Source organism: Nocardia brevicatena NBRC 12119 (assembly GCF_000308495.1).
GTDB classification, from domain to species: domain Bacteria; phylum Actinomycetota; class Actinomycetes; order Mycobacteriales; family Mycobacteriaceae; genus Nocardia; species Nocardia brevicatena.
The window spans coordinates 1-25,998 of record NZ_BAFU01000039.1; the positions used below are offsets into that span (position 1 = coordinate 1).

Consider the following 25,998-nt stretch of genomic DNA (forward strand, 5'->3'; position numbering starts at 1 on the left):
GTGGGTTCGGGCCGCGGCGCCGCGGCGGCGGGAGTGCCACTGCCGATCACACCGAGCTGACCGCCGACGGCGACGACATCATCTTCCTGCGCGGTGATCTCCAGCAGGGTGCCGGCCACCGGGGACGGGATTTCGGTGTCGACCTTGTCGGTGGAGACCTCGAGCAGGGGTTCATCGACCGCGACCTCGTCGCCGACCGCCTTCAGCCACCGGGTTACGGTGCCCTCGGTGACGGATTCGCCGAGTTCCGGCATCTTCACCGGGGTACCGGAGGCGGCGTCGGAAGCGGAGGCCTGTGCAGCCGGGGCGGGCGCCGGGGCGGCCCGTTCGGACGGAGCGGCGGACGGAGTCGTGGCCGCCTGCTCGGGTTCGGGGGCGGCTTCGGGAGCGGGGGCGGGCTCCGGCGCGGGCGCCTCGCCGGACTCGCCGATGACACCCAGCTCACCGCCGACCTCGACGACATCGTCTTCCTGCGCGACGATCTTTGTCAGCACACCGGCCGCGGGGGACGGGATTTCGGTGTCGACCTTGTCGGTGGAGACCTCGAGCAGCGGCTCGTCGACCTCGACCGTGTCTCCTTCCTGCTTCAGCCACCGCGTCACCGTTCCCTCGGTGACGCTCTCACCTAGAGCGGGCATCTGGACGGAGAAGGCCATGTCCGTTGACTCCTGACTGCTCGACGGGTCTACAACAGTTCGTTCCGGTCGGTCCCGCCGCGGGTCGCGGAGCGGTCCCGCCCAACACCATTCTGCTGGCACCGGAGATCCGTGTGGTTCTTGTTCCGCCGACCATCCTTGCATTCGCGTCGGCACCCGGTAAGCGGAGGGGGGAGGCTACTTCCGGGTAGCGGGCTGTGTTCGATGGCGCCGCCTTCGGCGGCGCGGGGTTGCAGCCCTGACGGGTCGCTGTGTTCGATGGCCCGCGCGTTCGCGCGAGCGGGGTTGCGGCCCTGACGGGTCTCGCGTTTCAGCGCCCGAGACTTGCGCCTTCGGCGCATGCGCTTCGGGCGCTGAAACGCGAGACGGGCCGCAACCCTTTGTGGGGGCCTCGTAAGACTCGGCACGGTGGGCCGGGCCGAGGGGACGGGCGCAGGCGGCGAGGTCGTTGCGGAGGGGCCGGACTCGGGGCGGGCCGTGTGGGATAGCGCCGCCTGGCGGGGCGCTGTCGGGGTCCTCGTTACTCGGGGCTTCCCCTCGCCGCTGACGTGATGTCGCTGCGGGCGGCCGGACGCGGGTGGGCCCGGCTCACTCGGCTGCGATGTCCTCCAACACCGAGATCAGGGTGCGCACGGGAACACCGGTTCCGCCCTTGCCGATGTAGCCGAACGGACCGCCGGTGTTGTAGGCGGGGCCCGCGATATCGATATGGGCCCACTGCACATTCTCGGGGACGAATTCCTTCAGGAACAGCGCGGCCGAGAGCATGCCGCCCCAACGGTGCGGGGCCACATTGGCGATATCGGCGATCTTGGAATCCAGGTCGGCGCGCAATTCGGCGGGCAGCGGCATGGCCCAGCCGTGTTCGCCGACCTCGCGCGAGATCCGGGCGACGCGGTCACGGAAATCGTCGGTGCCCATCACGCCCGGTGTGCGGGTGCCCAGGGCGACCATCTGCGCGCCGGTGAGGGTGGCGACATCGACCAGGTAGGCGGGATCGTCCTCGCACGCGCGCACGATGGCGTCGGCGAGGATGAGCCGGCCCTCGGCGTCGGTGTTGAGGACCTCCACGGTGGTGCCGCCGTATTGGGTGAGCACGTCGCCGGGTCGCTGCGCCGTCCCGGACGGCATGTTCTCCGCCATGGGGACGGTGGCGGTGACAGTGATCGGCAGGCTCAGCCGGGCCGCCAGCAGAGTGGTGGCCACGACCGCGGCGGCGCCCGCCATATCCGAGGTCATGTTCTCCATGTTCGCGGCGGGCTTGATGGAGATACCGCCGGTGTCGAAGGTGATGCCCTTACCGACCAGCGCGACCTTCTTCGGGCCGCCCTCGTAGGCGAGCCGCACCAGCCGCGGCGAGCGCGACGAACCCTTGCCGACCCCGATCACTCCGCCGTACCCGCCCGCCTCGAGGGCCTGTTCGTCAAGCACCTCCACGCTCAGCCCGGCGCCCTCGGCCAGCACTTGCGCACGGGCCGCGAACTCGGCGGGATACAGGTGACTCGGCGGCGTGTTCACGAAATCCCGTGCGGTGGCGACGGCCTCGGCCACCAATTGGGCGCGCAGCAGCGCGTCGGACCCGAATTCCGGTTCCGGAACCAGCAGTTCGACCCGGGACACCGGCCGCGCATCCGGTTTCGGGGCCGACTTCTCCGAACGGAACGGGGTGAAGGAGTAGGCGCCGAGGTAGAAGCCTTCCGCGGCGGCGCCGATATCCAGACCCGACAGGGTGGTCACCGCCTTCTGCGCACCGGCCAGCGCCCGCGCGGCCACACCCGCGCTGCGCCGGATCTGCTCGGCGTCGAATTCGTCGGCGCCGCCGAGACCGACGGCCAGCACACTGGTGACGTTCTCCAGTGCGGACGGGGCGGGAATCCGGGTCAACGCCTCGGCCTTGCCGGTCGCGCCGACGGCGACGAGCTGCTCGGTCAGGCCGGCGCGTACGTCGGTGTCGAGAACATCGCTGAACAGATCCTCGGGAACGATCACCGGACCGTCGTCGGTGGTGACCAACCCGATGACGAGCACATCGGTATCGGGTTCGATGGTTTCGGTACGTGCCAATTCCGGTCCGAGAGGACGATCTGCGACTGCGGTCATGACTCTCAGGCTATTCGGTTGCCGCCCGGTGGCGCACCGCGACACCGTCGAGCAGCATGTCGACCGCGGTGGCCAGCAGTTCGTCGAAATCGAGTCCGGGGAGGCCCTCGGTCGGCGCGAAGACCTTGTACAGGGTGGGCCGGGCGGCCGGATCGATGAGCTCGGCCACCTCGGGAGGCGGTTCGCTGCCGGCGGTGGTGATGCCGATCCGGTCGGCTCCTTCCGACGTCCACAGCAGGGCCAGTCCCTGCACCAGACCGGAACAGCTCAGATATGCCGTCAGTAGATCGGCGCGGGGCAGGTTCAGTTCATCCAGGGCCGACATGGTGCGTTCCAGAGTGTCGAACAGGGCGGGACCGAGCGGCGGGCGGGTACGTGCCAGGACCGGCAGCATCCATGGATGCCGCCGGTAGAGTCGCCACTCCTGGAGCGCCTCGTGGCGCAGACGCGCCCGCCAGCCGGTGAGATCGGCGGGCGGCTCCGGGATCTCGGCCAACACCAGTTCCGCCATGGAGGCCAGCAGATGTTCCCGGTCGGTGAAATGCCGGTACAGCGCCGCGGTGGCCACGCCGAGCTCGCCGGCCAGGCGCCGCATGGACAGGCCGTCCAGGCCGGCGTGGTCGGCGAGGGCGACGGCGGTGCGGGTGATGCCGACCGTGGTCAACCGGGCGGGGCGGTGCCGGCGCGGAGGCACGGCCGGGCCCCGGCGCGCGCGATAGGCGCGGGCCTGGCAGGAACGGGAACAGTAGTGTCGGCGGCGGCCACGTGGGGGTTGACGCAGGGGGGCGTCGCAGACTTCGCAGGACGTCACGGATCCGATTCCATCACACGAAACAGTGTGACGAAATGCTGGTGAGAGATGCTACTCCAGCCTAATTTCGGATTTCGATACGCCGTTCACACAGAGAGGCGCACCCCTAATGGGCACCGAATTGGACGTATGGCGGGCCGGGCCCGCCGACTACGACGCCGTGGTGGCGGCCTTCACGGCGGCGACGCCGGACGAGGCGGTCACGGCCTGGGTCGCGGAGGGATATCCGATCGACCAGGTAATCGCCGGATTCGTCCCGACGAGCGTCGAGCGGGGGCTGCGGGATGACGAGGTCTGGCTGGCCGGAGCCGATGGCCGGATATGGACGGTGTCCATCTGGCAGACCATCACCTCGGCCGACCGTTTCGTCGCCGAGGCCGCGACCACCGCCGAACAGGCCGCACACCTGCCGGATATGCGGCCGCTGCAGCGTGCGGCGTATCTCACCGAACTGCTCGCCCGTGAACATCCGCGCGAATTCCCGCACAGCTATTTGCAGGTGATGGTCACCGTTCCGGAGTTCCGCAGCCGGGGAGCGGGCGCCGCCGTCCTCGCCCGGCAGGTGCGCGCGCTCGCCGATGCCGGAATGCCCGCGTTCCTGGAGGCGAGTACGGAACGGTCGGCGCGGCTGTATGCGCGGCACGGGTTCGTGCGGGAAGGAGCGACCCATACGCTGCCCGAGAACGGACCGACACTCATCCCCATGTGGTGCCGGGTTTAATGGCTGTGGTGCCGGGCCGATCGGACGAGAAATGGTCGTTAGTCGAAGTCCGAAACCGTGCCGCGGCACGCGGGCCTGCCCCGGGGGTCGGCGGGTTAAGCTCGCCCGGTGAGTGACTCCGATCTGCTCCAGGGCCCCCTCCACGCACTCCACGTCGAACTCGGTGCGCGATTCGCGCCGTTCGGCGGGTGGGAGATGCCGGTGCAGTACGCCGGAACGGTGGCCGAACATCGGGCCGTGCGCAATACCGTGGGGCTGTTCGACGTGAGTCACCTCGGGAAGGCGACGGTACGTGGACCGGGTGCGGCCGAGCTCGTGAACTCGACGCTGACCAACGATCTGGGACGCATCACGCCCGGCAAGGCGCAGTACACGCTGTGCTGTGCCGACGATGGCGGCGTGATCGACGATCTGATCGCCTACTACGTGGGCGACGGCGAGATCTTCCTGGTGCCGAACGCCGCCAATACCGCCGCGGTGGTGGCACGGTTACAGGCCGCCGCGCCAGGTGCTGTCACCGTGACGGACGAACATCGCGCCTACGCGGTGTTCGCGGTGCAGGGTCTGCGGTCGGCGCGGGTACTGGCCGCGCTCGGGCTGCCCGTGGAGTTGGAGTACATGGCCTTCGTCGACGCCGAATGGGAGGGGCGTCCGGTGCGGGTGTGCCGGACCGGGTACACCGGCGAACACGGCTATGAACTGCTGCCGCGCTGGGACGACGCCGAACCCCTGTTCCGGGCGTTGGTCGAGCGGGTGCGTGACGCCGGTGGCGAGGTCGCCGGGCTGGGCGCGCGTGACACCCTGCGCACCGAGATGGGCTATCCACTGCACGGCCACGAACTGTCGGCGGAGATCACCCCGGTGCAGGCGCGGACCGGATGGGCCGTGGGCTGGGCGAAACCCCGGTTCTGGGGCAAAGCCGCGCTGGAACAGGAGAAAGCGTCCGGTCCCGAGCGAACCCTGTTGGGGCTGAAAGCCAACGGTCGTGGCGTGCCGCGGGCGGGACAGGCCGTGCTGCGTGACGGCGAACAGGTCGGTGAGACGACATCCGGTACGTTCTCGCCGACACTGGAGACCGGGATCGCGCTCGCGCTGCTCGACCCGTCGGTCGAACCGGGGGCCGAGGTGGAGGTCGATGTACGCGGCCGGAGGCTGGGCTGCACCGTCGTCCGGCCGCCGTTCGTTCCGGCCCGTACTACGTGAGGCGTGGTCGAAGTGCCGGACCACCGAATCGACGGCGCGAACCGACATCATAGACTTCTGCACATGACCGCTGCCGCACAGTTCGCCCGTATCCCCCATCCTGCGCCCACCCCGGCGCAGCGGGTACAGGAGATTCTGACGGCGCCCGGGTTCGGCCGGTACTTCACCGACCATATGGTCACCATCGACTACACCGAGAGCGACGGCTGGACCAACGCCGTCGTCGAACCCTACGGCCCACTCGCCATGGACCCGGCGACCATGGTGTTCCACTACGGGCAGGCCATCTTCGAGGGGCTCAAGGCGTACCGCCAGCCGGGCGGCAGCGTCGCCTGCTTCCGGATCGACGCCAACGCCGCCCGCTTCCGCAGATCCGCCCGTCGGATGGCGATGGCGGAACTGCCCGACGAGCTGTTCGTCGAATCCGTCCGGCAGCTGCTCGAGGTCGACCGTGCCTGGGTGCCGGCGGCCGGAGGTGAGGAATCGCTGTACCTGCGTCCGTTCATGATCTCCACCGAGGCCGGACTCGGCGTCAAACCCGCCTCGGCGTACAAGTACCTGCTGCTCGGATCGCCGGCCGGCGCGTACTTCCCGCGCGGGGTGAAACCGGTGCGGGTGTGGTTGTCGACCGACTACGTGCGCGCCGCGCCCGGCGGCACCGGTGAGGCGAAGGTCGCGGGCAACTACGCGGCCTCGCTGCTCGCGCAGGCCGAGGCCACCGCGAAGGGCTGCGACCAGGTGGTGTGGTTGGACGCCTGCGAACGCCGGTACGTCGAGGAGATGGGCACCAACAACCTGTTCTTCGTGTTCGGGTCCGGTGCCGACGCCCGGCTGGTCACTCCGGAGCTGTCCGGTTCACTGCTGCCCGGTATCACCCGCGATTCGCTGCTGACCCTGGCCGTCGAGGCCGGCTACCAGGTCACCGAGCGCAAGGTGTCGGTGGAGGAATGGCGGGCCGGCGCGGAGTCGGGCGAGATCAGCGAGGTGTTCGCGTGCGGTACCGCCGCGGTCATCACGCCCGTCGGACGGGTGTGCTCCGAGGACGGGGAATTCACCATCGGCAGCGGGGAGCCCGGCGAGGTCACCATGGCGCTGCGGGAAACGCTCACCGGAATCCAGCGCGGCACCTTCGCCGACGTGCACGGCTGGATGCGCCCACTCTGAGAGCCCGAAGACCGAACGACGCGCGAAGCCGGCCCGGGTGGGGTCGTGCGCCGTTCGGGCTTCGGCCGGATCATCCGGGCATGAGGGCCTGCCATTCGGCCAGTGAGCGCGGTCGGAACACGTAGTTGGTGCCGCGGATGGTGTCCAGCGGGGCGTGTGGATCGGGGGAGTACCAGTGGCCGGGATAGACGGTGGGGTTGATCGACATCTCGGCCAGATAGCGCAGGCTCCGGTACATGGCGTCGGAGTCGCCGCCGGGGAAGTCGGTGCGGCCGCAGCCGTCGATGAACAGCGTATCGCCGGAGACGAGCCGGTCCTCGAGCAGGAAACACTGGCTGCCCGGGGTGTGGCCGGGAGTGTGCAGCAGTTCGATCTCGAAGGCGCCGACGTCGATCTTGTCGCCGTGCCGGTGGCCGGTGAGCTCGCTCGGCGCGATCCCGGTGACATTGGCCACCCAGGGTAACTCCTCCGCATTGACGTGCACCGGGACGCTGGTCTTCTCCAGCAGTTCCCGCACCCCGCGCAGGGTGAAGCCCAGCATGGAGCCGCCGACATGATCGGGGTGGTGGTGGGTGACCAGGACACCGGAGAGTTTCAGCCCGTCGCCGGCGGCGATATCGGCCAGTTCGCCCGCCGCGTATGCCGGGTCGACGACCACGCACTCCCCGGTCTCCCGATCGCCGATGAGATAGGCGAAATTGCGCATCTGCGTCGCGATCGGGTCGCCCACGGCGAAATCCCGCCCGGCCAACAGTTGACGAAAGTACAGGCGTTCGGCTGACATACCTCCACACTAGGGCTCGCATTGTCGCGAGGGTCGACGAGTACCCGCACCCGAGGTCGGCCGCCGTCACATGGTTCGCCGGACAGCCCGCGCAGTGGTTCAGGCGGCGAGAGCGAAGCCGAGCGCCGCCACGGTGGTGGCGAGTTCGATCGCGGCGCCGAGGACGTCACCGGACAGACCGCCGATCCGGCGCACACAGTGCCGCACCAGCAATACGGCAACCCCCGACGCGGCCAGGACGACCATCGGTCCTGCCCAGGGCAGAGCGGGGACCGCGAGAATTCCCGCCCCCACCGCCGCCGCTGTCCACCCGAGCGCCGTGAACGGCGACTGCGTGCCCGCCACCAGCGCACCGAACCACGCTCTGGGAGCGGCGTCCACGCCGCGACGGCACGCCGCGACCACCGCGACCCGGCCGAGCGTCACCGCCAGCCCCACCGCAAGCCACCGCCCGGCCGCGGCCAACTCCGCGAACGCCAGGGCCTGGATACCGATGGCGAAGCCGAGCGCCGCCACCCCGAACGGACCCGCGCCGCCGCTCTTCATAACCTCCCGCGCCCGCTCCGGCGGACCGTAGGTGCCGAGTCCGTCGAAGGTATCGGCCAGGCCGTCCAGGTGCATTCCGCGGGTCGCCAACGCCAAGACGGCGACGGCGGCCATCCCGGCGGCGGTGCCGGCCGGATGCAGCAACCACAGCGCACCGGCCGCCGCCCCGCCCAGGAGCACACCGACAAGCGGTGCCAGCGCGATGGCCCGCCCCGCGATTCGCCGATCGACCTCCGTCGGCCCGTGCGCGGGAACGACGGTGAGCCAGGACACGGCCAGAACCAGCGAGGTCACCGGGCCGCGGTCATTTCCGCAGTTCCACCGGCCGATCCGGATCGGCCTCCCGGGTACTCACACCGGCCTCGGCGAAGGTCGACATCTCGGCGAGGCCGGCGACGGCGGCGCGCAGGATCGGCAGCGCGGCGAGCGCACCGGAACCCTCGCCCAGACGCATCCGCAGGTCCAGCAGCGGATCGAGATGCAGTGTGCGCAGGGCGAGCGTATGCGCGGGTTCGGTGGAGCGGTGGCCGGCCAGCCACCACGCGGATGCGCCCGCCGCCAGTTCCTCGGCCACCAGGGCGGCGGCGGCGACCACCATGCCGTCCAATATCACCGGGGTGCGGCGGACGGCGGCCTGGGCGAGGAACGCGGCCATGGCGGCGATATCGGCGCCACCGGCCGTGCGCAGCAACTCGACCGGTTCCCTGGCGACCGGACGCGCGCGGCGCATGGCGTCGCGGATGGCGGCCACCTTGCGCATCCAGCCGTGGTCGTCGACACCGGTGCCGCGACCCACCGCCGCCACCGGTTCGGTATCGGTGAGGGTGGCGACCAGCACGGTCGCGGGGGTGGTGTTGCCGATACCCATATCGCCGGCGACGAGCAGATCGGCGCCCGCATCGATCTCCTCGTCGGCCACGGCCCGGCCCGCCGCGAGCGCCGCGGCGACCTCCTCGGCGGTGAGCGCGTCCTCGCGGTCGATGGAGCCGCACGATCGGCGCACCTTGTATTTGCCCACGGCGGGATCGGTCTCGGCGTCCACGGCCATATCGACCACCCGCACCGTGGCGTCCGCGATCTCGGCCAGCGCGTTCACCGCCGCCCCGCCGGCGAGGAAGTTGGCGACCATCTGCGCGGTCACCTCACTCGGATACGCGGAGACCCCGTGCCGGGCCACCCCGTGATCCCCAGCGAACACCACCACCCGGGCCCGCTCGAACTGCTTCGGCGGGCATGTCCCCTGGCAGGCGGCCACCCAGCTGCCGAGTGTTTCCAACCTGCCCAGCGATCCCGCGGGTTTGGTGAGCTGTTCGTGTCGCCGCTCCGCGGCGGCGCGGGCCTGCGCGTCCGGCGGCGCGACCGCTCCGAATCCCTGTGTCACCGGGCAAGGGTAACGCGGGCGGGCCGACTCTTCGGGTGGGGCGGAGCGCTCATGGCCGGAGACGGGACCGCAGCGTCGCGACCCCGGTGCCGACGAGCTCGTTGCAGTAGACCACCCGGCCGGCCATGGCCATGACCAGGGCCAGGGTCGTTCCCCGCACCAGCGGTCCGGACCCGGATTCGAACGGCCCGTCGGTTGCCTCCAGACGCAGGCCCCGGACGGCGGTGCGGCTGTTCACCGTGAAGTCCCGCCTGGCGAAGAACCGTGCGACTTCTGTCACCGCCTCGATCGCCGGGGTCCGGGCCAGGCCGAGCGGGTGGCGGATATCTTGACCGTGGACCACCACCTCGCCGAGCCATGCCGGAGTATGCCCGGAGGCCGCCGTCGTCGCGGTGATGGTGTGTCGGAACCGTTCGAGGGTCTCGGCCGGGGTCGCGCCCCGGTATTCGGCCATGAGCCGCCGGTTGTGCAGATCGAAGTCGAAACGTGCGGCGAGAACGCTGCGGATCCAGCGGAATCGGCCGGTACTCGCCGCCGCGGTGAGGTGCGCGACGACCTCCTCCACCGTCCACTCCCCGCACAGGGACGGGGCCGCCCATCGCTCGTCGGTGAGCTCCGCGAGATCGTCGGCCAGAGCGGCGCGTTCGGCATGGATCGTGGCCCATATATCGGCACGCTGCATGGGTTTCACGGCTCGGATTCAACCATGGCCGGGCGGGAACGCCGGAGCGTGGTCGGGGGACAACGGTGCCGTATGCGGGCTATTTCAACCGCAGCGGCAGCCCGGCCACGACGAGAAAGGCTTCGTCGCAGACCCGGGCGAGGCGCTGGTTGAGGGTGCCGATCTCGTCGCGGAAGAGGCGGCCGGATCGGGTGGCGGGGATAACGTCCATACCGACTTCCGGGGTGACGATAACCAGGCGATACTCATAGTCGGCGACAGCGGTGACCAGCGCGTCGACGTCGGGAGTGATGGTTCCGCGGGGCGAGTCCCAGGCGGCGTGGGTGTCCAGGCAGGCGGTGAGCCAGGTGCCGATATCGTCGATCAGGGTGGCGCCGGTGTGCGGGGTGCGCAGGACATCCGTCGGATCGGCCTCTTCGACGACCGCCCAGTCGACGGGCCGGCGGGCACGGTGGGCGGCGATCCGGGCGACGAAATCGGTGTCCGCGGGGTCGGGGGCCGCCGTGGCGAGATAGCGCACCGGGCCCGCGGTGACCAACGATTCGGCGAAGGCCGATTTCCCGGAGCGCGCGCCGCCGAGGACCAGGGTGCGACAAGATGCGGACGAACGGGGTTGGGGCACGTGTCGGACGTTAGCAATCCGCATCCCCGGCCTCGGCCGCGCCGGGTCAGACCGGGTCGCCGGGACCGACCCGCGGTTTCGGGGCACGCATCTTGCGGATCTGCGAAGCCCGGACGAAGGCATACCAGCCCAGGGCGAAGCCGCCGTCGGTGCTGTTGGGGAACCGCTCCCGCACCCGTTTGTCGACGAGTCTGCCGAGCAGGAAACCCTCGCCGATCATGAAGATCATCATCACCAGCATGCCCAGCGTCACCAGGGACTGCAGAGCCGGTGCGGCGAACATGGACAGGATCAGCACCAGCGCCATCGGCATGAACAGGCCCACCAGGTTACGGCGGGCGTCGACGATATCGCGGACGAAGGCGCGCACCGGACCCTGATCGCGCGGCAGCAGGTACTTGTCGTCGCCGGCGAGCATGCGCTCCCGACGCTCGGCCGCGGCGGCCCGGCGTTCGGCGGTCGCCTTCTTGCGGGCCGCTCTGTCACCGCGCGCGGCCTTGCGCCGGGCACGGGCCTCCTTGGCGGTGAGCGGTGCCGGTGCCACCGGGCCGCGGCGACGGCCCTCGGCGTCCCGGCGTCTGGGGGTGGGCCTGCCCTTACCCGGGGTCGGGCCGTTCTTGGCCTCGGTGGCACCCGCGGTGGTATTCGTCGCCGTCCGGGACGCGTTCTCGGCGGAGCCGTCGTCCGCGCCCGTGCGGTCGGCGGTTTCGTCGGTCTCGCCGCGTCGGAACAATTTCACGGTCACCAGGCTATTCGATGGCACGACCGGCCGGTGACGCGGCGGTAGGCGGGGTGTGCCGGCTCACGCCCGACAGGAGGGTCCGAGCTCGAGGAGGGATGAAGCGTGACCACGGGAGGCGACCGCTCATACCGAATGGACGAGGTGTCGGGCCGTATGGAGAAGATGGCAAGATGGGAATAGCAGCCCGACCGAAGATGTTGACTCTTCGCGAACCGTGTGCTGCTCACGGAGCGACCACAGCTGTCCATAGGAGAGTTCATGACTGTGCAGAACGAGACCGCCACCCACGGCGTGACTCTGACCGAGGCTGCCGCGAGCAAGGCCAAGGCGCTGCTGGATCAGGAGGGCCGGGACGACCTCGCGCTGCGGATCGCCGTCCAGCCGGGTGGTTGCGCGGGCCTGCGCTACCAGCTCTTCTTCGATGACCGTAGCCTCGACGGAGACCTGACCGCGGAGTTCGGTGGCGTCACCCTCGCCGTCGACCGGATGAGTGCCCCGTATGTGCAGGGCGCCTCGATCGACTTCGTCGACACCATCGAGAAGCAGGGCTTCACCATCGACAACCCGAATGCCACCGGCTCCTGCGCCTGCGGCGACTCCTTCAACTGAGCCCCGCCGAACCGGCCGCGTGATCGATACAACGTCACGCGGCCTGCTCGTGGCGCGTAGTAGAACCCCTGTCGAATTGATACCGTGAGAACGGGGCAACCGGTCTCCGGGCCTCGTTTTTCGCTGTAAGCGCCCGAATTCGAAGGGACCACTACGTGTCCATTGCTGTTTCCGCGTCGATTGCCACCGACCACCTCATGCGTTTCTCCGGCCGATTCGCGGACGTGCTGCTACCCGACCAGCTCGACCACGTTTCGCTGAGCTTCCTCGTTGACGACCTGGTGGTTCGGCGCGGCGGTGTCGGCGGCAACATCGCCTACGCCATGGGTGTGCTGGACCGTTCCCCGCTGCTGATCGGCGCGGTGGGCGCCGATTTCGCCGACTACCGGCAATGGCTGGAAGCGCACGGTGTGGACTGCTCGGCCGTGCGGGTGTCCGAGACCGCGCATACCGCGCGCTTCGTCTGCACCACCGACGACGATATGGCGCAACTCGCCTCCTTTTATCCGGGGGCCATGAGCGAGGCCAGGGATATCTCCATCACCGCCCTGTCCGAGGACCGGCCGCTGGAGTTGGTGCTGATCGGTGCCAACGACCCCGAGGCCATGCTGCGGCACACCACCGAATGCCGGGAGCTGGGCATTCCGTTCGCCGCCGACCCGTCGCAGCAGCTGGCCCGTCTCGACGGCAACCAGTCCGCACAGCTCATCGAGGGTGCGACCTACCTGTTCACCAACGAATACGAGTGGGGGCTGCTGCAGCAGAAGACCGGGCTCACCCAGGAGGAGATCGATAACCGGGTCGGAATCCGGATCACCACCCTCGGCAAGGACGGGGTGCTGGTGGTGGACCGCGACGGCAACGAAGTGCAGGTCGGCGTGGTCCCAGAGAACACCCGTGTCGATCCGACCGGGGTCGGCGACGCCTTCCGCGCCGGTTTCCTCACCGGACACACCGCGGGCCTGAGCCTGGAGCGTTCGGCGCAGCTCGGTTCGCTGGTCGCGGTGCTGGTGTTGGAAACCGTCGGAACTCAGGAGTGGGCGCTGAACATCGACGACGCTCTGAAACGTCTGGCCCAGGCATATGGTGTCGAGGCCGCGGGCGAACTGGAGCAGTTGCTGCGTTGAAACGCGCCGCCCCCGGCGGCGTCTCCGCGGCCGTGGGCTTCGTGTGTTCCTCTTCATGGTTTCGCTACCGCGAACCGCATAATGAAGGAGAACTCGGCGACCCGGCCCCGGGGTGTCTCGGGGCCGGATCGGGTCAGAGCTGCACGGGGTAGGCGGGTTCCTGGATTTCGGGCTTGATGCGGTCTTCGACGAAGATCCCGTGCCAGACCATGAACACCAATAGCGTCCACAGCCGGCGGCTGTGGTCGGAGTCGCCCGCGCGGTGGGCCTGCAACATCCCGGTGACGGCCGCCTTGTCCAGCAGGTGATCGGTCTGGGATTCGGCGATCTGCCGGTGCGCCCAATCGTAGAGTTCGGTGCCGCGCAGCCAGTGCCGCAGCGGGACCGGGAAGCCCAGCTTCGCGCGATGCAGAACGTGACCGGGGACGATGCCCTCGAGGGCCTGCCGCAGTGCGTACTTGGTGGTCTCCTTGGTGATCTTCCGGTCCAGCGGGATGGCGCGGGCGACCTCGAAGACCTCCGTGTCCAGGAACGGCACCCGCAGTTCCAGGGAGTTCGCCATGGTCATCTTGTCGGCCTTGACCAGAATATCGCCGCGCAGCCAGGTGAACAGGTCGATGTGCTGCATCCGCGCCACCGGATCCCAGCCGCGCGACTGCGCGTAGATGGGAGTGGTGACATCCTGATGGGTCCATTCCGGTCGGAACTCGCGCAGCACCGCCCGCAACCGGGCGTCGTTGAAGCTGCGGGCATTGCCGTAGTAGCGCTGTTCCAGGGTGAGCGAACCGCGGTGCAGCAGGCTCTTTCCGCGGGTGCCCTCGGGAATCAGATCCGACACCTTGCCCGCGAGCCGGCGCAGGCCGCCCGGCAGGCGCTCGAACGGGCGCAGCGACAGCGGTTCCCGGTAGATGGTGTAGCCGCCGAACAGTTCGTCGGCGCCCTCGCCGGAGAGCACCACCTTGACGTGTTTGCGGGCCTCCTTGGCCACGAAGTACAGCGGAACCAGAGCCGGGTCGGCCACCGGGTCGTCGAGGTACCAGACGATCTCCGGGATGGCCGCGGCGAACTCGGCGGGGGAGACCACCTTCACGATATGCCGGGCGCCGATGGCCTCCGCGCTCTCGGCGGCCACATCCACCTCGGAGTAGCCCTCGCGTTCGAAGCCGGTGGTGAAAGTGATGAGCTTCGGGTTGTGCCGCATGGCCAGGGCGGCGACGGCGGTGGAGTCGATACCACCGGACAGGAACGAGCCGACCGTTACATCGGCGCGCATATGTTTGGCGACCGAGTCCTCCAGGGCCGCGGCGATCTCGCGGTAGCGGGCCCGGTCGGAGCCGGCGGCGAACGGTTTCACCGGGAACGTCGGCACGAAGTAGCGGGTGATTCGCGGCTGCCGGCCCGGTGCCACGGTGGCGTAGCTGCCCGACTCGAGTCGGCGGATACCCGCGTGCAGGGTTTCCGGCTCCGGGACGTACTGCAGCACGGTGTAGTGCTCGAGTGCCCGCTTGTCGAGCGAATCGTCCAGGCCGAGGGCGGGCAGCAGTCCGAGCAGGCTTTTCTTCTCGCTACCGAACGCGGTGCCGCCGGGGCCGGTCGCCAGGAACAGCGGTTTGATACCGAAGGGGTCACGGGCCAGGAACAGTTCGCCGGTCTCGGTGTCCCAGATCGCGAACGCGAACATACCACGCAGCCGGCGCACCGCCTCCGGACCCCAATAGTGGAAGGCCGCCACGATGGCCTCGCTGTCGCCCTCGGTGGCGAACATCGGTGTGTCGCCGAACTCGGCGGCGTGCGCCGCGGCCAGTTCCTCGCGCAGTTCGAGGTAGTTGTAGATCTCCCCGTTGAAGGTGAGGGCGTAGCGCTGCCGGTTCTCGGGCGGGCCCCAGCGCAGCGGCTGGTGCGAATGCTCGATATCGATGATGGACAGCCGGTTGAATCCGAAGATCAGCCGGTCGTCGTGCCAGGTGCCGCGCTCGTCCGGCCCACGATGCCGCACGCAGTGCAGGGCGTCGTATACCTGCTCCACCGTCTCCGGTGCTGCCGAATCAGACGTCAGAAATCCGAGCAGTCCACACACCGCGTCGGTAACCTCGTTTCCTCTGGTCGGGGCCCACGCCACAGGAACGGGCGCGGCGGACGAAATCCAGTGTCCGAGTATGCCCCACCTCCGCCCCGGCCGTGCGACGCAGGCCACTCGACACCTCCATCCCTCTCCCGGAAACGGCGAAACCGCCCGGTCGAGCCCCGCCTCGGCACCGCTCCGACCGATCGGCAGCGCGGAGAAAACCGGGACAACAGATACCCTCACCTCCCGGACACTTCACCACGGTGGCAGGGACACACTCCGGGTCTGGACCGAGCGAAGCGACGTCGCGCAAACAGGCAAAACCCAGGGTCACGAGAACCCCAGGGTCACGAGAACCACAAAGCCCCAAGGTCACGAGAACCACAAAGGGTTGCGGCCCGTCTCGCGTTTCAGCGCCCGAAGCGCATGCGCCGAAGGCGCGAGTCTCGGGCGCTGAAACGCGAGACCCGCCAGGGCCGCAACCCCGCGCCGGCGGAGCCGGCGCAATCGAACACAGCCGACCCGACGGCGAAGCCGCCGTGTGTTTGGTCTACGCTGCGTAGTACTCGGACTGTGTCGAATGGTGGGTGCGCGAGACAGCGCACCCACCATTCGGTGGGTTCGAACTACAGCTGTGAACGTATCGTCCGGTCGATCGCCGAGCGGACGGTGCATTGTCGGAATGTGTGGCGACCAGGAAGGCGTGAGCGTGGCGCACAAGGCGAGCGACGAGATCGGGGCACGGCCCGCCCGGGGGCGGCGGGGCCGTTTCCTGCGGCGGGCCGGGCTGGCGGTGTCCCTGGGGATCACCACATTGCTGGTCTCCGGCTGCTCGATCGACAATGTCTGGCTGCGATTCGGCTGGCCCTCGGGCGTCACCCCGCAGGCCACCCGGATGCGGGAATTGTGGACCTGGTCGGTGATCGCCGCCCTGTTGATGGGTGTGCTGGTGTGGGGTCTGACCTTCTGGACGGTCACCTTCCACCGCAAGAAGAAAGGTGATCCGGAATTCCCGCGGCAGACCGGGTACAACGTGCCGCTGGAGCTGACCTACACGGCGATCCCGTTCGTGATCATCGCCGTGCTGTTCTACTTCACCGTCGTCGTGCAGAACTACGTGCACGAGAAGGTCGACAATCCCGATGTCGTCGTCGACGTGACCGCCTTCCAGTGGAACTGGAAGTTCGGCTACCGCGAGGTCGACCTGAAGAACGGTTTCACCTACAACGGTGTCGACACCGTGCGCGAGACCGCCAACCAGGAGCAGCTCGACGCATACCGTGAGCGCGTCGACCCCGAGCACGGCCACCCGCAGCCGGGGCCGGTGCATGGTCGGCCGGAGAACGACATCCTGTCCTACCTGCACTACGACAAGATCGAGACCGTCGGCACCAGCAATGAGGTCCCGGTCCTGGTGCTGCCCACCGGCAAGGTCATCGAGTTCCAGTTGGCCGCCGCCGACGTCATCCACGCCTTCTGGGTGCCGGAGTTCCTGTTCAAGCGGGACGTGATGCCCAACCCGAAGGAGAACAACTCCGACAACGTCTTCCAGATCTCGAAGATCGAGAAGGAAGGCGCGTTCGTCGGGCGCTGCGCGGAAATGTGCGGCACCTTCCACTCCATGATGAACTTCGAGGTCCGGGCCGTATCGCCGGAGAAGTTCCAGCGCTACATCGAGGCGCGTCAGGGGGGTATGACCAACTCCGCGGCGCTCGAATCCATCGGCGAATCCCCGGTGGCCACCTCCACCAGGCCGTTCAACACCGATCGCTCGGTCAAGAGCGCGGCCGAGAGCAAGTGAGGACAGATCTGAGATGAGGATCGAAGCCCGGATTTTCGAACTGCTCACGATTTTCTTCGTGATCGTGGGCGTGGTCTATGCGTATTTCACCTCCCAGTCCCGGACCGGTGTCGAATGGGCCGGGACCACCGCGATCGTGCTCACCGCGGGTCTGTCGCTGATCATCGGCACCTATTTCCGTTTTGTGGCGCGCCGCCTGGACCTGCGCCCGGAGGACTACGAGGACGCCGAAATCGTGGACGGCGCCGGCGACCTGGGCTTCTTCTCGCCCGGTAGCTTCTGGCCGATCCTGCTGGCCGGCGCGGCCTCGGTGACCGCCCTGGGATTCGCGTTCTTCCAGTTCTGGTTGATCGGACTCGGTGTGGTGCTCATCCTTTTCGCCGCGGGCGGCCTGGTGTTCGAGTATTACCTCGGCCCCGAGAAGCACTGAGTTGTGTCTTCGGCGCCGCCTCTCGGTGGCGCTGTCGGGCCCTCGTGACCCCGGGTTTTCCCTCTCCGCGCCGTCGCTGATGCGACGGCGCTCCGGTCGGTCCAGACCCGGGGCGGGCCCCGACCGCCCCGGGTGAGGTGTACGCGAAGGTGATGGCCCGACCGGCCTAGACGGCCGACTCGTAGCGGATGCTGTTCTCGGACCGGCAGATCTCGTCGATCGCTGTGATGATGTCGCGCAGCTGCTCCGACGGCAGCGACATGGGACGCAGCCGACAGGTGAAGGTGATCAGGCCGTGGTCGCCGTCGGGTAGACCGCGCGCCGCCGACTCCAGGCGCAGATACTCCGAGCGGATACCGTAGGTCATGGCGGAGATGACCGTGAAACAGCCCGTGCGTTCCCGATGTCCGGCGAACAGATCGTGCAGGCGGTAGAACACCGAGGTGTAGTTCGACAGCGGGGCGAAGACACTCACCCGGAAGGCAGGGCCGCGCTCGGACGAGCTGATCACCGTATCGGCCAGGTATTCGGCGTCGCGCAGCGTGAGCACCTTCGGAGTGAACAGCACGGCACCTGCCGCGGCATTGCGCACCGGCATTCCCGCCGCGCGTCCGCTGGTGGCCGAGGCGATGGCACCCAGTGATTTCCGGGCCCGGCTGCCCACCTCGCGGCGGGCGCGCAGCGAACGGGTCGGCGCGGTCGGGTACAGACTCGACCACTGGCCGAACCGGACGGTGCCCAGATGCACCTGTCCCGCGCCCACCGGCCGCGACACCTTCAGCGACGCGGTGTCCACCCAGCGACCCACCTGCAGGACCGCGTCACGCGGCTTGGCGACCTCGGTGTAGGCGTGCTCGACGAAACTGTCGAAATCGAGGAACCGGTCGGCCTCGGTGGACAGCCAGGTATTGTCCTTGTCGATCTCGATGGTGTCGAGGGTGAGCGCGGTGATGATGCCCGCGCGTCCACCGGCGCCGAGAATCCGGTAGAAGCGGTCGGTGTGGTGGTCGCGGCCGCAGGTGCCGATCCGGCCGTCGGTGTCGACATACTCTAGATCGAGGATCTGGTCGATGAACAGCCCGTACCGGTGCGAGGCCGTGCTCACCCCACCCACGGACGCGAAACCGCCCGCGGTGATCTCCCGGTGGTCGCCGACGATCGGCAGCCCGAGCCCGTGCGCGCCGAGCCGTCGATCCACATCCGACAGCCGGGCCCCCGCCTGCACCCGGACCGTGCCCCGGCCCAGATTTATATCGAGGATGGCGTTCATCCGGCGCAGCGACACCACGGCGCGCTGATCCGGTACCGCCAGACCGTCCCCGCTCGGCGCGCCACCGTGTACCGTGAGCGGCTTGGACCGGTCCCGTGAATCCCGGACGGTGCGAACGACATCCGCGGTGTCACGGGGGAGATACTCGGCGGCGGATACAACGTGCAGCGTGCTCATGGCACGAAAGCTAACCAGATTGCGCGCGTGTGTGCGATATCGGTGGGGTGTCCTTTTCCGGCGCACCCGTCCACCCCGTCCGAACTGCCGGAATCCGCTCCGAAATGCCGGCACCTGTCACCCGCTGCCGGTACCGTGATCCGGGAATTCTTACGCGCCGGCGGAGCAGGCGCCGGGGGTATGACAAGGGGAGGGGACGTGTCGAATATCGATAACCGGATCGACCTGGCGGTGGGTTGGCTGACCCGCAGCCAGATCCGCGACGGGCACGCCGGGGCCGGATGGGGATGGGTATCGGATGTGCCGCCCAATCCGCAGAACACCGCGGAAGTGGTCGTCGCGCTGCATTCGGCCGGCCGGGCCATCCCGAACCGGGAGGCCGTCCGAGCCCTGATCCGCCGCCATGTGGTCGGCACCGCCGGCGGCGAATGGCATTTCCGTTCACCGATCGACCTGTCCTGGCGACTGCGTGCCCTGCACTGTATGGGCGTGGTGCCCTCCGACCCCGATGTGGTGGAATGCCTCACCGCGCTGTGCGCCGAACAGGACACCGACACCGGCGGGTGGTGGCTGGCAGGTCCGGTCGGTCCCGTCTCCGTCACCGCCACCACCAGCGCCGTACACGCGCTCGTCGATATCGCCGCGGTCCACGAGTCGGCGGCGCAGGCACTTCTGCGCGGGACCTCCCTACTGGTCTCGATGATGCTGGACGACGACCCGCGGATCCGACCCCTGTACGCGTACGCGCTCACCGCCTACCTGCTGGCCCGCCCGGAAATCGCGGGCGTCGGCGGCAAACGGGTCGACCGGGTGCGGGCGCTCGTGGTGGACCGCCTGCTCGACGGATTGCGGCGCGGCACCTACCCGGTGGAGGAGGAGCCGTTCCGCCGCGGCGAGACCGCCGATACCTGGCGCCATCTGAGCCTGCACCTCGCCGTCGGCGCGGTGGTCGCCGCCGACGACCGAACGATCTTCGACCCCAGGGTGCGGCGCGGTCTGGTGGACCTGCTCGACCTGCAGGAAATCGAGCCGATGGCCACCTACCGCGGCGGTTTCCGCACCTCCCCGGAAGGTTTCGTGACGTCCTACGCCACCGTGCAGGGCCTGGAGGCCATGAACCGCGTGCGGAAGGTAGTGAACGAACGGGTGAGCCCCGCAAAGGTTTTCGACCTGATCTGCCGGGTCGAGGGCGCCCATCCCGCCGACGCCCAGGAACTCGTGGCGGTGCGCGGCCGGCCGGTGGTGATGAACAGCTACAGCGGCGCCGCCGTTCTCGGCGCGACGGGGCTGTCCGGGCTCACCATCGCGATACTCGGCGTGATGTTCGCTCACGACCTCGGCGAGATCGGCAGCCGTGCCCTGGTGGTGTGGGGAACCCTGTTCCTCGCCCTCGGCGCCTTCACCGGGGTGGCGACCCGGCTGGCGTCGGTGACCAAGAGGCGGATCGCGGCGGCGGTTTTCGCGGCGTACACCGCCGTGGTCCTACCCGTGGTGACCTTCCTGCTGTCATGACCGGCGGCCCCGCACGCAACCGCGTCGGAAACAACGGCCGGAGCCTGGCGCTGCTGTTCGCCGCCACCGGGCTGTGGGGTGCCTCGAGCGCGCTGATCGCCTATATCGGTGCCGACGGCTTCCTCGCCCTCCCGGTCGCCGCGGGCGGCGGGGCCGCGCTGCTCGGATTCGCGCTCCTCACCGGAGGCAATCCCTGGCGGGACTTCCGCGCCGCGCCCGGGCTGTTCCTGCGTCTGGGCGTGCTCGAGGTGCTGAATCTGGCGCTGTATGTCGCCGCGTTGAAAATCGGACCGCTGCCCGTGGTGGTGGCGCTGCACCTCACCGCGCCGGTTCTGCTCATCGTCGACCGGATCGTGCGCGGCCGGCGAGCGTTGAACGTGACGGTCGGCCTCGAACTGCTCCTCGTCGCGGTGGCGATCGGCCTGGTGGCCGGCCATCCACCCGGCGGATCAGCGCCCGCGCCGGCGCTCGCCGGATGCCTGCTCGCCCTGGCGAGCGCCGGCTGTGTGGCCGCGCTGATCACGCTGGTGGTCCGGGAATCCGCTGTCCGTCCCGCCGTGACGGCGGCGGGCCTGCAACTGGTCATGGCGGCGGCGCTGGGAGCCCCGCTGCTCGGGCTCGCCGTCACGATATGGCCCGCTCCGGCGGCCGCCGACTTCGCCGCCCTGGTGGCGATCGGCGCGCTGCTGCTGGGCCCCGGATTCGCCTGCTACTGGCCGGCCCTGCGCGATCTGGACGAAGTGACGGCCGGACTCGTCGGACTCAACGAGGCCGTGGCCGCGTCCCTGCTCGGCGCGCTGCTGGTGGGCTCGGACATCACCGCGCCCACCCTGTCGGCCGGGGCACTCGTACTCATCGCCGTCGCCGTGGAGGTATGGAACAACTGAGCGGCATGATGCGCCGCCGCGACGAACGCCGAGCACAGGGTGGGGTCCTTATCGCCCGACGCGGTTTCGACCCCGCTGTTCACATCCACCCCGAACGGCCCGACCTGCGCGATCGCTCCCGCCACATTGTGGGCGTTCAGCCCGCCGGCCAGGATGACGGGACGGTGCACGGCGGCGAGCGCGTCGACGATACGTTCGCTGATCGACCAGTCGTGGACACGTCCGGTACCGCCCAACCGGTCGGTGGTCCGGGAATCGAGCAGAACGGCGTCACAGTGCGCGGCGGTCTCCAGCGCCGTGTCCACGGCCTCGTCGCCGACGACATGAACCGCGCGGATGATCGTGCGCCCGCCCGCGCCGGCGCGCACCACGCGCACGGTACTCGTGTCGACCAGGCCGTGAATCTGGATAGTGTCGACACCGATCTGATCGGCGAGCGCGATAATGCTGTCCGCGTCCTCCAGATGGGTCACCAGGACGCGGTTGACGAACGGCGGTGTCACCGCGGCCAGTTTCGCGGCCTGCTCGGGGGCCAGCGCATCCTCGCTGTAGTGGGTCGTCCCCGAGATGAAACCGACCGCGTCGGCACCGGCGTTCACCGCGATATCCAGATCTTCCTGCGATCGGATACCGCAAAGTTTCGCGCGCACCGCCACCCGACCAACGGTAGCAGTGTTTGATTGCCCGCGCGTTCGCACGGGCGGGGGCGCGGCCCTGGCGGGTCTCGCGTTTCGGCACCCGAGACTCGTGCCTTCGGCACATGCGCTTCGGGCGCCGAAACGCGAGACGGGCCGCAACCCTTTGTGGGCCTCATAAGGCTCCGCACAGTGGGTTGAGCAGAGGAGGTGGGCGTAGGCGGGCGATATCGCTCCGGGCGGGCCGGACCCGGGCAGGCGCCGACCGTCGGGGTGGTTCGGGTGGGGTCAGCCCGCGGCGGTTTCCGGGATGCGGGGGGTGTGGGAGGAGGGGCCGGAGGGGACGTCCTTCTTGAGGGTGGCGGCGTAGACGTCGACGTACTCCTGGCCGGACAGGCGCATGAGCTCGTACATGATCTCGTCGGTGACGGCGCGTTCGACGAACCGGTTGCCACTCATTCCCTCGTAGCGGGAGAAATCGATGGGCTTGCCGAATTTGATGGTCACCTTGCGGAAGCGCCAGCGGAACGGTCCGGGCGGGCTCACCTCGTCGGTGCCGATCACCGCGACCGGGATGACCGGTACGCCGGTCTCCAGGGCCAGGCGGGCCAGGCCGGTCTTGCCCTTGTACAGGCGGCCATCGGGGGAGCGGGTGCCCTCGGGGTAGATACCGACCAGGCGACCCTGCTCGAGGAGATCGCGCGCGGCGTTGAGAGCGTCCTCGGCGGCGTCGGCGCTGCGGCGGTCGATGGGATACTGGCCGGTGGCGCTGAAGAAGAACTTCTGCAGCCGGCCCTTGATGCCCGGGGTGGTGAAGTATTCGGCCTTCGCGAGGTAGTTGATCCGCCGGGGACTCATCAGCGGAGCGAAGAGCCAGTCGGCGAAGGAGAGATGGTTACCCGCCATGATGGCCGCGCCCTCGGCCGGAATGTTTTCCACGCCCTCCACCGTTGGTCGGTTGTAGATGCGGATGAAGGGGCCCAGCAGCACGAACTTCAGCAGCCAGTAGAACATGACGTCCTTACTCCGAGAACCGGGATGGGATTATGGGGACACCTCTCGCCTGCCGACTCTACCGCCGCTCGCCGATCACCTCCAAGCACCACGACGGATCTCACCGTGGGTGTTTCGGTTACGTCACCAGGACCTTTCGGGGAGATCACCGGAGTATGGACGAACCGGACCCTCGGTCCGCCTGTCCGGGAGGAGATATCGCCGCCGGGCGAGCAGACCGCGCGCCGGGCGAGCGATTTCACCGTCCGGCGATAAGCGAACTGCGAGCGAGTTCGGCTGCGCCGATCACGCCGGCCGCCTCGCCCAACTGGGTGGTGCGGATACGGGCGAGTGGACGGTGGCCGTGACCGGTGAGCGCGGCCGCGTACTCCTCGCGGGCCTCGTCCAGGAACAGCGGTGCCGAACTGCTCACCCCGCCCGCCACGACCACCAGATCGGGATCGAAGATATCGCCGATGAAGGCGAGGCCGAGGCCGAGCCAGCGCGCGAAATCCGCCATCACCCGCAGGGCGAGGGGGTCGCCGTCGTGGGCGGCGCCCGCGACGCGGCGGCCGGTCAGCGCGTCCGGGTCGGCGAGCACCTCCTTGGCCAGTAGCGACGGCGCCTGGTCGGTGGCCAGCATCTCGATCGCGGTCTCGGCCAGGGCCGTTCCGCTGCAATACCTTTCCCAGCAGCCGCGTTTACCGCAGCCGCACACCCGCCCCTGCGGCACCACCTGCAGGTGCCCGAGTTCGGGCGCGACACCGTGCATTCCGCGATACAGCTCGCCGTCGATGAGCAGGGCCGCGCCGATCCCGGTGCCGATGGCCAGCAGCACCACGGTGTGGCCGCCGGCGGCGGCGCCGAACCGGTATTCGGCCCACATGGCCGCGTTCGCGTCGTGTTCCAGCAAAACGGGCAGACCCAGCCGCTCCGCCAGCCGGTGCGCCACCGGGTCGTCGCGCCACGGCAGATGTGGGGCGAAGCGGACGGTGCGCCGATCGCTATCGATGAAACCGGCCACCGCCAGACCGACCGCGTCGATCGGATGGCGCCGCGCCAGTTCGCGCACCGCGAGGTGCAGGGCGTCGTCGAGGGCGGGCGCCGAATGCGGGGTCGGAGCCTGCACGGTGTCGAGTACCTCGCCCGTCCCGTCGACCACCGACGCGCGGATATTGGTACCGCCGATATCGATACCGACGGTCAACGGCCCGGCCTGCCGAGGGCCGGTCATGCCTTGATCGTCACGGGGATACCGATGTAACGAGCGCGTCCGGGTCGGTCGGTACCCCCGGTTTCGCTGCCCGTGGACGTGGCGGCCCCGCGGTCGGAGGTATCCGAAATGTGCGGCTCACCGCCGGACTCGGAGTGTCCCGATTCGTCCCGGTCCGCGGAGGTCGGTGAACGGCCATGCGCGCCATTGCTTTCCGCGACACAATCGTGCGGCATCACCGGCTCCACCGGCACTCCCGCCAGAGCCTCGCGCAGTACGGTGACGATGGCGGTGCCGTGTTCGGCGAGGGCGGTGACCACCTCGTGCCGTTCCCCGCGGACCAGGGCCGCGGCCGCGCAGAGCGGGCACCAGGTGCAGTTGCTCCATTCCGGTTTACCGTCGGCGGCGGCGTGCCGCAGTAGCGGTTCCACGCGTTCCAGCAGAACCTCGGCGAGCTGTTTGAGTTCCTCGGCGAATTCGGTCAGGCCGTCGCCGGGGCCGGTTGTGCTCTTGCTCATTCCGGCCATACCCGCGGGTCGGGCCGGAAACGGACGACGAGATAGCCGTTGCCCAGTTCCGCGGCGCTGACCGTGCACCGCCGCAACACCGGTGCCAGGCGCAGTCTGCGCCGGACCCCGTCCGCTCCCACGATCAAATCGTCCTCCACTCGTCCCAGGCGCAGCGTCGCGGGATCGACCACCGGCAGATGCATGCGCATGGCGTACACCGACTGCAGTCCCGTGCCCGATTCCAATCGCACCACCGGCTCTGGGGATCCGGCGCGGTCCGCCGCCGGATTGTGGCCGACACCGCCTGCCGTGTCGACTTCGCCGCCCACCGTATTGCCGGGCGCCTCGTCCACGACCACCCACGACAGTGCCGCCAGCGGGCCGAGTCCCACCGGTTCCGGACCGGTGTGCCCGGCGACCAGAACCGGCGCCTCCGGCATGGCCCGCCGCAGGCCGGCGATCACATCGAGCTGTTCGGCGCGCCGATGCAGATACCACTGCACCGCGGGATGTTCGGAACCCGGTGCCGTGGCGGGCACCGCCGGCAGCACTTTGTTCACCACCACCGCCTCGAGACGCAGCCCGAGCAGTGCGGTAGCCGAACGTACCCGCGCCGATTCGGCGACCGCCACCCGTTCGGGGACGGTGATCAGCCGGGCGCCGGTTCGGGCGTGGTCGGCCAGCAGATCCCGAACCTCGCTCACCGCCTCCACGATCCGCTGCACCGTGGTCGCGAGTACCGCCCGACGCAGATCACCACCGATGGCGCCGCGCACCCGCTCGTGCGGCGGCCAGATCCGGTCGAGATAACCGAGCAGGGCCTCGGGGGCGGTGACGATGCGGAGCATATCGGCCGAGGGCGGGCAGTCCAGGACGATCACATCCCACTCGTCATCGGCGGCGTACCGGCTGATCTCCACCAGCATGAGCAGTTCCTGCACACCGGGCAGGCCGGTCAGTTCGGCGGGATCCAATGCGGCCAGGTCGATTCCGTGGTCGTGCCCGGGATCGGCGGCCAACAGGCCGACCACATCGCGGAAGCGGTCCTCGAGCAGGGCCAGGGAATCGAGCTCGATCACCTCCAATCCCGGCAGCACCCGGGTGATGCCCGCGACGGTGCCCGGATCGTGCGGGAAGCGGAAACCGAGCGCGTCGCCGAGCGAATGCGCCTGATCGAGCGAGGCCACCAGGACACGCTGCCCCAGCCGGGCGTAGGCCATGGCGGCGGCGCAGGCCAGCGTCGTCTTGCCGACACCGCCCTTGCCGATGAACAGCTCGACGCGGGTACCGGGCCGGGAACGGTCGCCGCGCGTCTCGTCGCCGGCACGATGCGCCGTAGCGCGCACGTGCGGCGCATC

At 69.2% G+C, this 25,998-nt stretch carries 24 protein-coding genes; 8 read left to right on the top strand and 16 right to left on the bottom strand.

Annotation, left to right across the window (positions count from 1 at the left end; genetic code table 11):
* The 3 genes from ON20_RS08435 to ON20_RS08445 form a co-directional block, all read right to left on the bottom strand.
* The coding region (locus tag ON20_RS08435; protein ID WP_040834424.1) for a biotin/lipoyl-containing protein at positions 1-656 on the bottom strand (656 nt) is incomplete at its 3' end.
* Positions 657-1,244: 588 nt separating this feature from the next.
* Positions 1,245-2,756, bottom strand: a complete 1,512-nt coding sequence (locus ON20_RS08440; RefSeq protein ID WP_040834426.1) for a leucyl aminopeptidase — start codon at positions 2,754-2,756, stop codon at positions 1,245-1,247.
* A gap of 10 nt (positions 2,757-2,766) precedes the next feature.
* Positions 2,767-3,567 (bottom strand): TetR/AcrR family transcriptional regulator, encoded by an 801-nt coding sequence (locus tag ON20_RS08445; RefSeq protein ID WP_245547115.1) that lies wholly within the window; start codon positions 3,565-3,567, stop codon positions 2,767-2,769.
* Between the two features lie 109 nt (positions 3,568-3,676).
* Between ON20_RS08445 and ON20_RS08450 the strand changes: the two genes are divergently transcribed.
* The 3 genes from ON20_RS08450 to ON20_RS08460 all read left to right on the top strand — a co-directional run bounded on the left by ON20_RS08450 (position 3,677) and on the right by ON20_RS08460 (position 6,655).
* Positions 3,677-4,288, top strand: coding sequence for a GNAT family N-acetyltransferase (locus ON20_RS08450; RefSeq protein WP_040834430.1), 612 nt, complete (start codon positions 3,677-3,679; stop codon positions 4,286-4,288).
* Between the two features lie 108 nt (positions 4,289-4,396).
* Positions 4,397-5,491, top strand: a complete 1,095-nt coding sequence (gene gcvT, locus ON20_RS08455) for a glycine cleavage system aminomethyltransferase GcvT (RefSeq protein WP_040834433.1) — start codon at positions 4,397-4,399, stop codon at positions 5,489-5,491.
* 63 nt (positions 5,492-5,554) lie between these two features.
* Positions 5,555-6,655: a branched-chain amino acid aminotransferase gene (locus ON20_RS08460; protein ID WP_040834470.1), complete on the top strand. Its 1,101-nt coding sequence runs from the start codon at positions 5,555-5,557 to the stop codon at positions 6,653-6,655.
* Positions 6,656-6,725: 70 nt separating this feature from the next.
* Here ON20_RS08460 and ON20_RS08465 read toward each other — a convergent pair whose 3' ends face one another.
* The 6 genes from ON20_RS08465 to ON20_RS08490 form a co-directional block, all read right to left on the bottom strand.
* Positions 6,726-7,439: an MBL fold metallo-hydrolase gene (locus tag ON20_RS08465; RefSeq protein WP_040834435.1), complete on the bottom strand. Its 714-nt coding sequence runs from the start codon at positions 7,437-7,439 to the stop codon at positions 6,726-6,728.
* Between the two features lie 99 nt (positions 7,440-7,538).
* Positions 7,539-8,279 carry an adenosylcobinamide-GDP ribazoletransferase gene (locus ON20_RS08470; protein WP_040834437.1) on the bottom strand — a complete coding sequence of 247 codons (741 nt, stop codon included), beginning with the start codon at positions 8,277-8,279 and terminating at the stop codon, positions 7,539-7,541.
* Between the two features lie 10 nt (positions 8,280-8,289).
* On the bottom strand, positions 8,290-9,366 hold the full coding sequence (gene cobT, locus ON20_RS08475) for a nicotinate-nucleotide--dimethylbenzimidazole phosphoribosyltransferase (protein ID WP_040834439.1): 1,077 nt from the start codon (positions 9,364-9,366) through the stop codon (positions 8,290-8,292).
* Between the two features lie 49 nt (positions 9,367-9,415).
* Positions 9,416-10,048: a maleylpyruvate isomerase family mycothiol-dependent enzyme gene (locus tag ON20_RS08480; protein ID WP_040834440.1), complete on the bottom strand. Its 633-nt coding sequence runs from the start codon at positions 10,046-10,048 to the stop codon at positions 9,416-9,418.
* A 79-nt stretch (positions 10,049-10,127) separates the two neighbouring features.
* Complete coding sequence (locus tag ON20_RS08485) at positions 10,128-10,670, bottom strand: bifunctional adenosylcobinamide kinase/adenosylcobinamide-phosphate guanylyltransferase (RefSeq protein ID WP_245547116.1); 543 nt, start codon at positions 10,668-10,670, stop codon at positions 10,128-10,130.
* Positions 10,671-10,716: 46 nt separating this feature from the next.
* On the bottom strand, positions 10,717-11,409 hold the full coding sequence (locus ON20_RS08490) for a DUF3043 domain-containing protein (RefSeq protein ID WP_040834471.1): 693 nt from the start codon (positions 11,407-11,409) through the stop codon (positions 10,717-10,719).
* Between the two features lie 261 nt (positions 11,410-11,670).
* Here ON20_RS08490 and ON20_RS08495 point away from each other — a divergent pair, with 261 nt between their 5' ends.
* On the top strand, positions 11,671-12,021 hold the full coding sequence (locus ON20_RS08495) for a HesB/IscA family protein (RefSeq protein ID WP_040834472.1): 351 nt from the start codon (positions 11,671-11,673) through the stop codon (positions 12,019-12,021).
* 155 nt (positions 12,022-12,176) lie between these two features.
* Positions 12,177-13,148 (top strand): carbohydrate kinase family protein, encoded by a 972-nt coding sequence (locus ON20_RS08500; RefSeq protein WP_040834445.1) that lies wholly within the window; start codon positions 12,177-12,179, stop codon positions 13,146-13,148.
* A gap of 133 nt (positions 13,149-13,281) precedes the next feature.
* Here ON20_RS08500 and asnB read toward each other — a convergent pair whose 3' ends face one another.
* Entirely contained in the window at positions 13,282-15,225 is a 1,944-nt protein-coding gene (asnB, locus tag ON20_RS08505) for an asparagine synthase (glutamine-hydrolyzing) (RefSeq protein ID WP_040834447.1), read from the bottom strand.
* A gap of 697 nt (positions 15,226-15,922) precedes the next feature.
* Here asnB and ctaC point away from each other — a divergent pair.
* Together ctaC and ON20_RS08515 are read left to right on the top strand one after the other, a co-directional pair.
* On the top strand, positions 15,923-17,014 hold the full coding sequence (gene ctaC, locus ON20_RS08510; RefSeq protein ID WP_051161963.1) for an aa3-type cytochrome oxidase subunit II: 1,092 nt from the start codon (positions 15,923-15,925) through the stop codon (positions 17,012-17,014).
* Positions 17,015-17,027: 13 nt separating this feature from the next.
* A complete protein-coding gene (locus ON20_RS08515) occupies positions 17,028-17,444 on the top strand; it encodes a cytochrome c oxidase subunit 4 (protein WP_040834448.1) in 417 nt (138 codons plus the stop codon).
* 166 nt (positions 17,445-17,610) lie between these two features.
* On the opposite strand, the gene ON20_RS08520 is transcribed toward ON20_RS08515, so the two are convergent.
* On the bottom strand, positions 17,611-18,891 hold the full coding sequence (locus tag ON20_RS08520) for an FAD-binding oxidoreductase (protein ID WP_040834450.1): 1,281 nt from the start codon (positions 18,889-18,891) through the stop codon (positions 17,611-17,613).
* Positions 18,892-19,089: 198 nt separating this feature from the next.
* Between ON20_RS08520 and ON20_RS08525 the strand changes: the two genes are divergently transcribed.
* Positions 19,090-20,403, top strand: a complete 1,314-nt coding sequence (locus tag ON20_RS08525; protein ID WP_040834452.1) for a prenyltransferase/squalene oxidase repeat-containing protein — start codon at positions 19,090-19,092, stop codon at positions 20,401-20,403.
* A gap of 709 nt (positions 20,404-21,112) precedes the next feature.
* Here the strand turns inward: ON20_RS08525 and ON20_RS34170 are convergent.
* From ON20_RS34170 to ON20_RS08555, 5 genes are all read right to left on the bottom strand, one after another.
* Complete coding sequence (locus ON20_RS34170; protein WP_086008936.1) at positions 21,113-21,946, bottom strand: phosphoribosylanthranilate isomerase; 834 nt, start codon at positions 21,944-21,946, stop codon at positions 21,113-21,115.
* Positions 21,947-22,213: 267 nt separating this feature from the next.
* Positions 22,214-22,939, bottom strand: a complete 726-nt coding sequence (locus ON20_RS08540) for a lysophospholipid acyltransferase family protein (RefSeq protein WP_040834458.1) — start codon at positions 22,937-22,939, stop codon at positions 22,214-22,216.
* Between the two features lie 238 nt (positions 22,940-23,177).
* The gene (locus tag ON20_RS08545; RefSeq protein WP_040834460.1) at positions 23,178-24,152 is read right to left on the bottom strand and encodes an ROK family protein; all 975 of its coding nucleotides are present in this window, start codon (positions 24,150-24,152) and stop codon (positions 23,178-23,180) included.
* Positions 24,149-24,649, bottom strand: coding sequence for a hypothetical protein (locus ON20_RS37610; protein WP_174361870.1), 501 nt, complete (start codon positions 24,647-24,649; stop codon positions 24,149-24,151). Before ON20_RS37610 ends, ON20_RS08545 begins: the two co-directional genes overlap by 4 nt.
* A complete protein-coding gene (locus ON20_RS08555) occupies positions 24,646-25,986 on the bottom strand; it encodes an ArsA family ATPase (RefSeq protein ID WP_245547117.1) in 1,341 nt (446 codons plus the stop codon). The genes ON20_RS37610 and ON20_RS08555 overlap by 4 nt, the downstream gene beginning before the upstream one ends.
* Positions 25,987-25,998: the final 12 nt, after the last annotated feature.

Bases quoted from the DNA above. Each gene is read 5' to 3' on its own strand.
- ON20_RS08440 (WP_040834426.1), bottom strand. From the start codon at position 2,756: ATGACCGCAGTCGCAGATCGTCCTCTCGGACCGGAATTGGCACGTACC.
- ON20_RS08450 (WP_040834430.1), top strand. From the start codon at position 3,677: ATGGGCACCGAATTGGACGTATGGCGGGCCGGGCCCGCCGACTACGAC.
- ON20_RS08460 (WP_040834470.1), top strand. From the start codon at position 5,555: ATGACCGCTGCCGCACAGTTCGCCCGTATCCCCCATCCTGCGCCCACC.
- ON20_RS08465 (WP_040834435.1), bottom strand. From the start codon at position 7,439: ATGTCAGCCGAACGCCTGTACTTTCGTCAACTGTTGGCCGGGCGGGAT.
- ON20_RS08480 (WP_040834440.1), bottom strand. From the start codon at position 10,048: ATGCAGCGTGCCGATATATGGGCCACGATCCATGCCGAACGCGCCGCT.
- ON20_RS08495 (WP_040834472.1), top strand. From the start codon at position 11,671: ATGACTGTGCAGAACGAGACCGCCACCCACGGCGTGACTCTGACCGAG.
- ON20_RS08515 (WP_040834448.1), top strand. From the start codon at position 17,028: ATGAGGATCGAAGCCCGGATTTTCGAACTGCTCACGATTTTCTTCGTG.
- ON20_RS08520 (WP_040834450.1), bottom strand. From the start codon at position 18,891: ATGAGCACGCTGCACGTTGTATCCGCCGCCGAGTATCTCCCCCGTGAC.
- ON20_RS08540 (WP_040834458.1), bottom strand. From the start codon at position 22,939: ATGTTCTACTGGCTGCTGAAGTTCGTGCTGCTGGGCCCCTTCATCCGC.
- ON20_RS08545 (WP_040834460.1), bottom strand. From the start codon at position 24,152: ATGACCGGCCCTCGGCAGGCCGGGCCGTTGACCGTCGGTATCGATATC.
- ON20_RS37610 (WP_174361870.1), bottom strand. From the start codon at position 24,649: ATGAGCAAGAGCACAACCGGCCCCGGCGACGGCCTGACCGAATTCGCC.